This window comes from Paraburkholderia ferrariae NBRC 106233, assembly GCF_000685035.1.
Classification (GTDB): Bacteria; Pseudomonadota; Gammaproteobacteria; order Burkholderiales; family Burkholderiaceae; genus Paraburkholderia; species Paraburkholderia ferrariae.
Window position 1 is genome coordinate 534,220 of sequence record NZ_BAYB01000002.1, and the last position, 10,295, is coordinate 544,514.

Sequence of the window (10,295 nt, forward strand, 5' to 3'; positions counted from 1 at the left end):
TTCAACCTGAGTCCTCTTGGGCGAGACGCGTTGCCGCGCCCTTATCTCCGATTCGCTTTGGCAACACGCCGCGCCTGCCGTGGCGCGGCGCAACCGTATTGCGTTGCCGATCCGGAATCCCGTTTCTTAACCGGGCACCGATGCCGCGAAGGCTGCGGCCCGTGCCAACCCGGAGAGCAGTTGATGTCTGCATTGTTCGAACCGTTCAAACTGAAGGATGTATCCCTGCGCAATCGCATCGCCGTGCCGCCGATGTGCCAGTACGTGGCCGTCGATGGCGTGATCAACGACTGGCACCACGTGCATCTCGCGCAGATCGCGCGCGGCGGTGCGGGGCTCGTGATCGTCGAAGCCACCGCCGTGTCGCCCGAAGGCCGCATCACGCCGGGCTGCACGGGCTTGTGGAACGACGCACAGGCGCAGGCTTTCGCCCCGACCGTGGCGGCAATCAAGGCCGCCGGCGCCGTGCCCGGCATCCAGATCGGGCACGCGGGCCGCAAAGCGAGCGCGAATCGTCCGTGGGAAGGCGACGACCATATTCCCGAGGGCGATCCGCGCGGCTGGCAGACCATCGCCCCTTCGGCGATCCCGTTCGGCGCCCATTTGCCGAAAGTGCCGAAGGCAATGACGCAGGACGACATCTCCCGCGTACGCGAGGACTTCGTCGCTGCAGCGAAGCGGGCACTCGACGCCGGCTTCGAGTGGCTCGAACTCCACTTCGCACACGGCTACCTCGCGCAGAGTTTCTTCTCGCCGCACGCGAACCGGCGCGACGATGCTTACGGCGGCAGCCTCGAAAACCGCAGCCGTTTCCTGCTGGAAACGCTGGCGGCCGTGCGCAAGGTCTGGCCGGAGCATTTGCCGCTGACCGCGCGCTTCGGCGTGATCGAATACGATGGCCGTGATGAAGAGACGTTGGCCGAATCGATCGAACTCGCGAAGGGCTTCAAGCGGGAAGGGCTCGACATGCTGAGCGTGAGCGTCGCTTTCACGACGCCCACCGCGCAGATTCCGTGGGCGCCCGCGTTTCTCGCGCCGATCGCGCAGAAGGTGCGCCGCGCGACCGGGCTGCCCGTGGCTTCGGCATGGGGTATCGATACGCCGGCGCTGGCCGAGCGCTCGGTGGCCTCGGAGCAACTGGATCTGGTGATGGTGGGCCGCGCGCATCTGGCGAATCCGCACTGGCCGTATTACGCGGCCCGCGAGCTGGGTGTGGAGCGTGCCGCGTGGACCTTGCCGGCGCCCTATGCGCACTGGCTGGAACGCTACAAGGTGGCTTGAGTTTGCCGATCGGAAAATACGTTGACCACAAGGAGTGAACGATGAATGTGTACCTGATTGCGAGCCTCACGCCGAGGCCGGAGCATGTTGCGGAGCTCGAAGCCGCGCTACGCGAACTGGTCGCGGCTTCGCGCAGCGAACCGGGCAATCTGCGCTATGACCTGCTGCACCGTGCCGACGGCCAGCCCGGCTTCTACGTGTATGAGATCTATGCGGACGACGCTGCCGTCGAGGCGCATCGCCAGAGCGCGCACTATGCCGCTTTCGGCGCGAAGGCGAAGGCCGGCGACTGGCTTGCCGGGGCGCCCGACGTAAAGGTGCTGAAGGGCGTCGACGTGGCCGCCTGACGAGCCGACAGCCTCATTCGGCCCGTATGTTGGCGGGCTGTCCAACAGCACAAGGGCTCGCCGCGGCGAGCCCTTGTGGTTTCCGATCGGCAAGAATTGCCGTTTGCCGTCAGTTGGCCATGTCGAGCACGACCCGGCCCTCTATGGCGCCGCGCTCCATGCGCGCGAACACCTCGTTGATGTTCTCCAGCTTGTCCGTGCTGACCGTCGCCTTGACCTTGCCTTCCTCGGCGAACATCAGCGACTCTTCGAGATCGAGCCGTGTGCCGACGATCGACCCGCGCACCGTGATGCCGCTCAGCACCATGTCGAAGATCGACAGCGGGAAGTCGCCGGGAGGCAGGCCATTGAGGGACACGGTGCCGCCACGGCGCACCATGCCAAGCGCCTGCGAGAAAGCGATCGGAGACACCGCGGTGACGAGCACGCCATGTGCGCCGCCGATTTCCTTCTTCAGATACGCCGCGGGATCCGTCGTCCTGGCATTGACGGTCACGGTGGCGCCCAGGCGCTTCGCCAGTTCGAGTTTCGTATCGTCAATGTCCACCGCTGCGACGTTCAGCCCCATGGCGCGCGCGTATTGAACGGCCATGTGGCCGAGGCCGCCCACCCCGGATATCACCACCCAGTTGCCGGGGCGCGTATCGGTGACTTTCAGTCCCTTGTACACGGTGACGCCCGCGCAGAGCACCGGCGCCACTTCGATGAAATCCATGCCCTTGGGCAAAAGGCCCACGTAGTTCGCATCGGCTTTCGCATACTGCGCAAAACCGCCGTTGACCGAATAGCCCGTGTTCTGCTGCTGCTCGCATAGCGTTTCCCAGCCGCCGAGACAATGCTCGCAATGGCCGCAGGCCGAATAGAGCCAGGGGATGCCCACGCGGTCGCCTTCCTTCACGTGCGTGACGCCGCTGCCGACACCCACGACATAACCCACGCCTTCGTGCCCCGGAATGAAGGGCGGTTGCGGTTTCACGGGCCAGTCGCCATGCGCGGCGTGCAGGTCTGTATGGCAGACACCGCAGGCCTCGATTTTCACGAGTAGCTCTCCCGGGCCCGGGGTGGGGATGGCGACTTCTTCGAGAACGAGGGGTTGGCCAAAGGCACGAACTACCGCGGCTTGCATCGACTTGCTCATCGTAGGGCTCCTTATCGACTGGCGGCGCGCGGCCAGATGCAACACGCATCGCGGATTCGCAGCGCGACCATTACTACCTTTCAAGTGTGAAGGAAAGCGCAACCCGGTGCGATGAAGGTGTGCATTGGATACGCATCTGGCGGCGATTTCGAATCTCGCGATAACGCTTCCGTAAGCAACGGTAAAGGACGGTAAACGCAGGAAACGCGGCGAACGCTATGCTCCTACGGCGCCCGATGCGCAACGAAGCCAGCCACACAGCCAGTTACGAAGCCGACTGCGCACTCCATCGCATGTGGCACTCATTGCATGAATCCGATGCACAACGACCCTCTATTCGAGCGCGCCAACGAGAGGCATCTCGCGGGCGAGCTGCCTGCTGCGCGGCGTTTGTACCTCGCGTTGCTGGAGCAGGACGCATCGCATGCAGATGCTATCTTCAGGCTGGCTGTGCTGGCCCTGCAGGAAGGCAATCCATCGGACGCGATTGCCTGGTTGCAGAGGGCGCTTGCATTGCGTCCCGAACATCGCCGCTATCGCGAGGCGCTGGGCCAGGCGTACGCGATGGACGGGCGGCACGCCGAGGCGGCCGAAGTTTTTCTCGGCTTGCTCGCCGACGACGCAACATCGGCCGAACTGTGGTTCGCACTGGGTACGGCGTTGCAGGCGCAGGGGCAGATGCGCGAAGCAGCCGACGCCTGGCGGGCCGCTGTGCAGCGCGATCCGCAATCGGCCGATGCCTGGAACAATCTGGGCAACACCCTTCGGTTGCTCGGTGTTGCCGGCGAGGCGCAGACGGCGTATCGCCAGGCCTTGGCGGTGCGGCCCAACGACCCCAATGCCCTCACGAATCTCGGCACGCTGCTGCAGGAGCAGGGGCGCTACGACGAAGCGCTTGCCTTGCTGCGCGCGGCACTGGCGGCGGCGCCCGATGCTTCCGCGGCAATGGCCAATCTGGGTGTGCTGCTGACCTTGTTAAAGAGTCCTGAGGAAGCGGTGGATCTCTTGAAGCGGGCGGTTGCCTGTGATCCCGATTCCGCACTCGCAGCCTATAACTACGGGAACGCGCTGCATGCGCTCGGCCGCCTTCGCGAAGCCGAGGCTCAGTATCTTCGCGCGCTCTCGCTCGACCCGACCCATGCGGCGGCCGCGAACAACCTCGGCAACGTCTATCGCGAACTCGGTGAATACCGGGCGGCGCAGCGTGCATTCGCAGCGGCGATCCAGGCGCGTCCGGATTTCATCGACGCCTATAACAACGCGGCCACACTGATGCGTACGGCAGGGCGCCTGGACGACGCGCATGCGCTGCTGCGCAAGGCACTCGACCTCGATCCGGCTCATTCGGCCACGCTCAACAATCTTGGCAACGTGCTCAAGGACAGTGGCGATCTGGACGAGGGTGTCGAGTGTTTCCGCCGGGCGCTGGCGAGCGATCCGCATAACGTGATCGCGCACAGCAATTTTGTGTATGCGCTCTCGTTCCAGTCGTTCGACGCCGACGCGATACTCGAAGCGGCTCGCGCGTGGTCCGCGCAGCATGAAAAAGCCATTCAGCCGTTGCCTGCGTTTGCGACTGTTGCGAGGCGCGAGGCGCGACGTCTGCGCATAGGTTACGTATCGGCGGATTTTCGTGAGCATTGCCAGGCATTGTTCATGACGCCTCTGCTTGCACACCACGACCGGACACGCTTCGAGATTCACGCCTGGTCCAGCGTGTCGAGACCCGATGTCACCACCGCGCGGCTTGCCGCCTGCGTGGATGTCTGGCACGACGTGCGCGCGCTCGACGACGCTACGCTGGCGGAGCGGATTCGTGCAGCCGGCATCGACATCCTCGTCGATCTTGCGATGCATATGGCCGATGGCCGCCCGTTACTCTTCGCACGCAAGCCCGCACCTGTGCAGGTGGCGTGGCTCGCTTACCCCGGAACGACTGGGCTCGAAGCAATCGACTGGCGGCTGACCGATCCGTATCTCGACCCGTGCGGGCAAGACGGTCGGGGCAGCCGCTACAGCGAACGGTCCTGGCGCCTGCCGGATACGTTCTGGTGCTACGACCCGCATGGGACAGTGGCCGAGGCGGGTCTGGGAGCGGGCCCCGAAGTCAGTCCGCTGCCAGCGGCAAGCGCGGGTCACATTACGTTCGGCAGCCTGAACAATCCCTGCAAGCTCACTGCCGCGACGCTGGAACTCTGGGCGCCGGTTTTCGCGCGTCTACCGTCCGCGCGACTCGTGCTCATGGCGCCCGAGGGCGACGCGCGGCGCCGCATCGCCGGACGGCTCGCCCAGGCCGGCATCGATCCCGCGCGTGTGCGCTTTGTGCCATTCCGGGCGCGCGACGCCTATTTGCGTGGCTACCACGAGATCGACATCGGGCTCGATTCGCTGCCGTACAACGGCCATACCACCTCGCTCGATGCTCTCTGGATGGGGGTGCCGGTGGTCACGCGGATCGGACCGACGGTGGCGGGGCGCGCCGGCTTGAGCCAGTTGGCGAATCTCGGACTCGAAGCGCTGGCGGCCGAATCCGACGCGGCCTTTGTTGCCGCCGCCGTTGATCTGGCGAACGATCTCGACCGTCTCGCGGATCTGCGTGCCGGCCTGCGCGCCCGCATGGAACGCTCTGCGCTGATGGATGGCGAGCGCTTCGCACGCGGTATCGAGGCGGCTTACGACGGCATGTGGGAGCGGCGCGTCCGCTAGTGTCGCCTGGTTTTCACCCGAGGCAGCAAGATCCATTGCTGTCGATGCATTGGGCCTGCCGCTCGCAGCACACATTACCCCTGCGCCTCTTCGCCGATAACCAGCCGGAACAGCATGGCCTGCGAGGAAATCTCGAGCTTTCGATACAGATTGCTGCGATGCACCTTCGCAGTCGCCGGCGAAATACCCAGCAAGCGCGCGATATTTTTGCTTGAGTGCCCCGCAAGGATCATCAGCGCCACCTCGATCTCACGCGCGGTCAGCCCGGCAGTTGCACGCCGATGCAACGCCTGTTCGAACTGTTCCTGACGCCCGCTTTGCACGTTCGCGCGATCGGTACGAACCGCCTCTCCTGCAACAGCCCCAGGCACCGCCCGCCGCATCAACGGCAAAATCCACGCGCCGCACAGACATAGGGTCCCGATCTCCCGCGAACTAAACCGCCTCCTGCTCCCCATCGAAAGCGATACCGTTTCCCCACCGGTCAGCGGCGCAAGAAACTGCACTTCGTCCTCCAGCACGTTCACCGCGAAATAACGCCGAAAATATTCGGTTTCGCGAAAGTGATCGGGCGCGACCTCGTCGAGGCGGTACAGTCCCGCACTAATCGTCCCCAGGCTGAACTGATAGAACGGATCGAGCAGATAGACCCCGTTCAGATAGCCCTGAAACAACGCGTCGTGCCCCGCCTGCAGCGGACTTTCCGCCACCACGCGCGGTTTGTCTGCGGGGCTGAAGATCATTGCCACCCAGTTGTCGAACTGCACGATGCCGCGCAGCACGTCGACCAGTGCGTTCCAGAACTGCCCGTCGTCGATGCGTTCGATCAGGCGTCCCAGCCGCTGGTGAAATGCCACGTCCGCAACGTCGAGCTTCATGCGTGCTCCTTCTTGCCTGCTAACCCAAAAGGTTTAGTTCGTGCCGGCGCATCTAGTCCACCGGACCGATGTTCGTGCCGCGCGCTGCTGCTTAACATCTCGCTACCTCAACGCAAACAACAATGACAGGGCGCCTCGCACGGCGCCAAAGGAGAACAGGTATGCGCATCAGAGACCTGGGCATACGGATCGGGCGCGGCACGCCGGGACCGTTGAACAGTATCACCGACGTGCCGGGCGTTCGCGTCGGCCATCATACCTTGGCCGAAAAGCGCGAAGGCATTTCGATTCGGACTGGCGTGACTGTGATCGAGCCACGGCCCGGCCTGGCTCGCCTCGACCCGTGCTTCGCGGGCTGCGACGTGCTGAACGGCAATGGCGACACCAGCGGGCTCGAATGGATCCGCGAGGCAGGCCTGCTCACTACGCCTATCGCTTTCACCAATACGCACAGTGTGGGCGTGGTGCGCGATGCACTGATCGAAGCCGAACGAACTTCGGCCACTGGCCAGTACTGGTGCATGCCGGTCGTGCTGGAAACCTTCGACGGGCTGCTCAACGACATCTGGGGGCAACACGTCACGGCTGCCCACGTGCATGAAGCGCTCGCCGCCGCGCGCGGCGGCGCCGTTGCGGAAGGATGCGTGGGTGGCGGTACCGGCATGATCTGCCATGAGTTCAAAGGCGGCATCGGCACAGCGTCGCGTCGGTTGTCCGCCGAAGAAGGCGCATGGACCGTCGGTGCCATCGTCCAGGCCAACTACGGTCGCCGTGAAGCGTTGCGCGTGGGCGGCTATCCGGTTGGCGAATGGCTGACCGAGGTGCCGTCGCCGTTCGCGCGGCGCGAAGCGGGTGTGCCGGGCATGGGGTCGATCGTCGTTGCGATTGCAACGGATGCGCCTCTGTTGCCTCACCAGTGCACGCAAATCGCGCGTCGCGCGGGCGTCGGCCTTGCCCGGGCAGGCGGGGGGACGGAGTACGCGAGCGGCGACATCTTCGTCGCGTTCTCGGTGGGCAACCACGGTTTGACAGTCGCCGATTACGGACGCACCAGCGCGCCTGTCACGACGCTGCACAGCGTGAATCCGGACTACATGACCGCACTGTTCGTGGCCGTGGCTGACGCGGTGGAAGAGGCCATTCTCAACGCACTGGTGGCAGCCGTGGACACGCACGGTCATGCCGGGTCGTTTGCGCCTGCGCTCGGTGCCGAGCGTCTGATCCGTGCGCTCGAACTGGCGGGTTGGCATCCAGATATTTCGCTTACCTGATTATATGGTTTGCGTTTTTTTCCATCGAATCAGCCCATCAAGTACCGAGGCCCATCATGCCCCACACCAACCCTGTCCGCAGCGCCACCCTGACCGCAGTCTTCGCTGCGACCGTATGCCTCTTCGGTGCGAACCCTTGCCGCGCCTTCGCAGAAGAGTTGAACGTCTACAACTGGTCGGACAATATCGCCGACGACACCGTGCCCGGATTCGAGAAGCAGACCGGCATCCATACACGCTACGACGTCTACGACGGCGACGAGACGCTGCAGGCGAAGCTGCTGGCCGGATCTTCGGGTTACGACGTTGTCGTGCCGTCCTCCGGCTATGCGGCAAAGCAGATCCAGGCAGGCGTTTACCAGAAGCTGGACAAGAGCAGGATTCCAAATCTTTCGAACCTCGATCCGGTACTCATGAAGATGCTGGCGAGCGCCGATCCGGGCAACCAGTACACCGTGCCATGGTCTTGGGGGACGGACGGCCTGGGCATGAACGCCACGAAGGTTGCGGAGGTGCTGGGCAAGGACGCGCCGCTCGACAGCTGGGAGTTGTTGTTCAATCCGCAGTACGTATCGAAGCTTAAAGGCTGCGGCGTGTCGGTGCTTGACTCTCCCGAAGATACGTTCGCCGTCGGTCTCGTTTATTTGCACAAGGACCCGAACAGCACGAATCCCGCGGACTATCAGGCCGTCTACCAGCTCTATCGCACGATTCGCCCGTACATCACGCAGTTCAACTCGTCGGGCTATATCAACGATCTCGCGAACAACGATGTTTGCCTGGCGCTCGCGTGGTCGGGCGACGTGGCTATCGCGAAGGAGCGGGCCGAAGAAGCGCATCGCAGCTACGAGATCCGTTATTCGATCCCGAGCGGTCCCGGTATTCTCTGGTTCGACCTGATGGCCGTACCCAAGGATGCGCCGCATAGCGAAGCCGCGATGCAGTGGATCAACTACATTCTTCAGCCGAAAGTGAGTGCAGATATCACGAATCAGGTGTTTTATCCGAACGCCAATGCGGTGGCGCGTCCGTTGATCAAGCCGGCTATTCTGGAGAATGCCGCCATTTATCCGGCTCCGGACCGGTTGAAGTCGCTCACGTTGCAGGCGCCGCTGCCTGCCGAGATCATGCGGCTCGAGAACCGTTTGTGGGCGCAACTCAAGGCCGGACGATGAGGGCGGGGTTCCGGTGGGGCAGGGCGCAATCGGCTTGTGTTGCGCGCTAGAGGGGATTTGCAATTGCAGGGACGGGCAACAGCGGGAGGGAGCAGAAATTGCCGGGCTTATAGGCACGCTTGTCATGAGTGACTTTGACGGCCGCATGAGCCGGATCTCAAACGGCAAGTAGGCCAACAGGAGCATCATCAAAAAGATTACGATGCTCATGCGGTTCATATCGGGAGGGATACGGGCCGGCGCGCAGTAGTCGGGCGCGATCACGCTTTGTGCGCCGGGTTCTCATTTTCTCGAGACATAGTCCATCTACGGATTCAATCGGTCGATGCAACACACTAGATAGAGTCTGCGCAGGCAGTGGAGGTGTTGCAAATGAAGAAGCCGAGAATCGACTGCTTTGAAAGTCGATGGAGGTGAAGCCGTTTGTTCCCGCTGTTCCCGCGCGCGCTTGCGATTCAGGTGAGGACGGAACGTGCCCGTAGACGCCAGGCATACGCACAGACAAGGAGTTGAATCGCCAGCCTGAAGCTATCGGCTCCTGAAAGCAGGCTCTCATGGTGCATTGTCAGTTGAAGGACGGTCAGGCAGAGGCCTCCGGCGAACAGGAGAAACGCAATACGCCGCAGTCCGAACAATGCGATCGCTCCGCCCAGTTTCAATGCCATCGTCATCCAGAGGAGTGTCCAGCCCAGCGCCGTCATTGAATCGAGCACCGTGCGTGCCTGCGCAGAATAAGACGCCCTGTGCCAAACCATAAGCAGCCCAACGGCGGCAAGCACAATCGTTATCAGATAGTAAAGAAATACCGCCCAGACAAGAATTGGCCGTTTTGGATTTTTTGTATTCATGCTGGTTCCGGAAGATCACTCGCCTCGACCACCGGTCTGAATGGCTTGCTTGACGTAAGGATCGAAATGCTCGCGGAACCAGCCAGCCATTCTCCGTGCGGCTTCTCCGCCGGCCGGATTCTCGCCGCCTGCGATGAGTTCCGCGCATGCTTTCGTAACGGCGACAAGAATTCTCGACGTTTCCGGCACATAGCGCAGATCTTCGTCCTTTTCATGCCGTTCGCGAATGACCTGATAGCGGACCTGCTCGGCAATCGTCCAGCCGCTTACCAGAAAGTCCTGAACGCTGATCGAGCGGCCATTCATGTCGACGACCTTGCCGCGGTCCGCCTCGCTATAACCGACATTTTCCAGCGCTTCGCAACTATCGATTGCTGTGTTAATTACATCGCGGATCAGGTCCCAGTTCGTTTTCTGTGGGGCGGTCATGGTATTGCGCTCCGTTTTATATGAACAAGCGAAGCGATTATGAATGAATGGGTGAGTTCATGCGCGCTCCGTTGATTCCGCAACCGATCGGCCCGCGATGATTCATGGGAAGAAAGCAGGGCAGTCATCAATCGTATTAACCGTATCGGCGAGCGAGCAAAGATTGGCGCCAGCCGTGCCCGGATATCCTGTACATATATACAGTGTGCTACTATCGCTCAC

General features: G+C 62.7%; 9 protein-coding genes. 5 read left to right on the top strand and 4 right to left on the bottom strand.

What is annotated here, in order from left to right; translation table 11 throughout:
• Positions 1-183 precede the first annotated feature (183 nt).
• Together BFE01S_RS02735 and BFE01S_RS02740 are read left to right on the top strand one after the other, a co-directional pair.
• Positions 184-1,281, top strand: a complete 1,098-nt coding sequence (locus BFE01S_RS02735) for an NADH:flavin oxidoreductase/NADH oxidase (protein ID WP_028224279.1) — start codon at positions 184-186, stop codon at positions 1,279-1,281.
• Positions 1,282-1,322: 41 nt separating this feature from the next.
• Positions 1,323-1,628, top strand: coding sequence for a putative quinol monooxygenase (locus tag BFE01S_RS02740; protein WP_028224280.1), 306 nt, complete (start codon positions 1,323-1,325; stop codon positions 1,626-1,628).
• A 109-nt stretch (positions 1,629-1,737) separates the two neighbouring features.
• On the opposite strand, the gene adhP is transcribed toward BFE01S_RS02740, so the two are convergent.
• Entirely contained in the window at positions 1,738-2,766 is a 1,029-nt protein-coding gene (adhP, locus tag BFE01S_RS02745; protein WP_028224281.1) for an alcohol dehydrogenase AdhP, read from the bottom strand.
• A gap of 309 nt (positions 2,767-3,075) precedes the next feature.
• Between adhP and BFE01S_RS02750 the strand changes: the two genes are divergently transcribed.
• Positions 3,076-5,472, top strand: a complete 2,397-nt coding sequence (locus BFE01S_RS02750; protein ID WP_245621010.1) for a tetratricopeptide repeat protein — start codon at positions 3,076-3,078, stop codon at positions 5,470-5,472.
• 74 nt (positions 5,473-5,546) lie between these two features.
• Here the strand turns inward: BFE01S_RS02750 and BFE01S_RS02755 are convergent, their stop codons facing one another.
• Positions 5,547-6,350: a helix-turn-helix domain-containing protein gene (locus BFE01S_RS02755; RefSeq protein ID WP_028224283.1), complete on the bottom strand. Its 804-nt coding sequence runs from the start codon at positions 6,348-6,350 to the stop codon at positions 5,547-5,549.
• 161 nt (positions 6,351-6,511) lie between these two features.
• Here BFE01S_RS02755 and BFE01S_RS02760 point away from each other — a divergent pair, with 161 nt between their 5' ends.
• The gene (locus tag BFE01S_RS02760; RefSeq protein WP_028224284.1) at positions 6,512-7,621 is read left to right on the top strand and encodes a DmpA family aminopeptidase; all 1,110 of its coding nucleotides are present in this window, start codon (positions 6,512-6,514) and stop codon (positions 7,619-7,621) included.
• 56 nt (positions 7,622-7,677) lie between these two features.
• Positions 7,678-8,796: a polyamine ABC transporter substrate-binding protein gene (locus tag BFE01S_RS02765; protein WP_028224285.1), complete on the top strand. Its 1,119-nt coding sequence runs from the start codon at positions 7,678-7,680 to the stop codon at positions 8,794-8,796.
• Between the two features lie 455 nt (positions 8,797-9,251).
• Here BFE01S_RS02765 and BFE01S_RS02770 read toward each other — a convergent pair whose 3' ends face one another.
• Entirely contained in the window at positions 9,252-9,644 is a 393-nt protein-coding gene (locus tag BFE01S_RS02770) for a hypothetical protein (RefSeq protein ID WP_028224286.1), read from the bottom strand.
• 15 nt (positions 9,645-9,659) lie between these two features.
• Positions 9,660-10,073 carry a hypothetical protein gene (locus BFE01S_RS02775; protein ID WP_028224287.1) on the bottom strand — a complete coding sequence of 138 codons (414 nt, stop codon included), beginning with the start codon at positions 10,071-10,073 and terminating at the stop codon, positions 9,660-9,662.
• Positions 10,074-10,295 lie beyond the last annotated feature (222 nt).

Excerpts from the sequence above, each read along its gene's own strand:
- BFE01S_RS02735 (WP_028224279.1), top strand. The coding sequence starts at position 184 with ATGTCTGCATTGTTCGAACCGTTCAAACTGAAGGATGTATCCCTGCGC.
- BFE01S_RS02740 (WP_028224280.1), top strand. The coding sequence starts at position 1,323 with ATGAATGTGTACCTGATTGCGAGCCTCACGCCGAGGCCGGAGCATGTT.
- adhP (WP_028224281.1), bottom strand. The coding sequence starts at position 2,766 with ATGAGCAAGTCGATGCAAGCCGCGGTAGTTCGTGCCTTTGGCCAACCC.
- BFE01S_RS02750 (WP_245621010.1), top strand. The coding sequence starts at position 3,076 with ATGAATCCGATGCACAACGACCCTCTATTCGAGCGCGCCAACGAGAGG.
- BFE01S_RS02755 (WP_028224283.1), bottom strand. The coding sequence starts at position 6,350 with ATGAAGCTCGACGTTGCGGACGTGGCATTTCACCAGCGGCTGGGACGC.
- BFE01S_RS02760 (WP_028224284.1), top strand. The coding sequence starts at position 6,512 with ATGCGCATCAGAGACCTGGGCATACGGATCGGGCGCGGCACGCCGGGA.
- BFE01S_RS02765 (WP_028224285.1), top strand. The coding sequence starts at position 7,678 with ATGCCCCACACCAACCCTGTCCGCAGCGCCACCCTGACCGCAGTCTTC.
- BFE01S_RS02770 (WP_028224286.1), bottom strand. The coding sequence starts at position 9,644 with ATGAATACAAAAAATCCAAAACGGCCAATTCTTGTCTGGGCGGTATTT.
- BFE01S_RS02775 (WP_028224287.1), bottom strand. The coding sequence starts at position 10,073 with ATGACCGCCCCACAGAAAACGAACTGGGACCTGATCCGCGATGTAATT.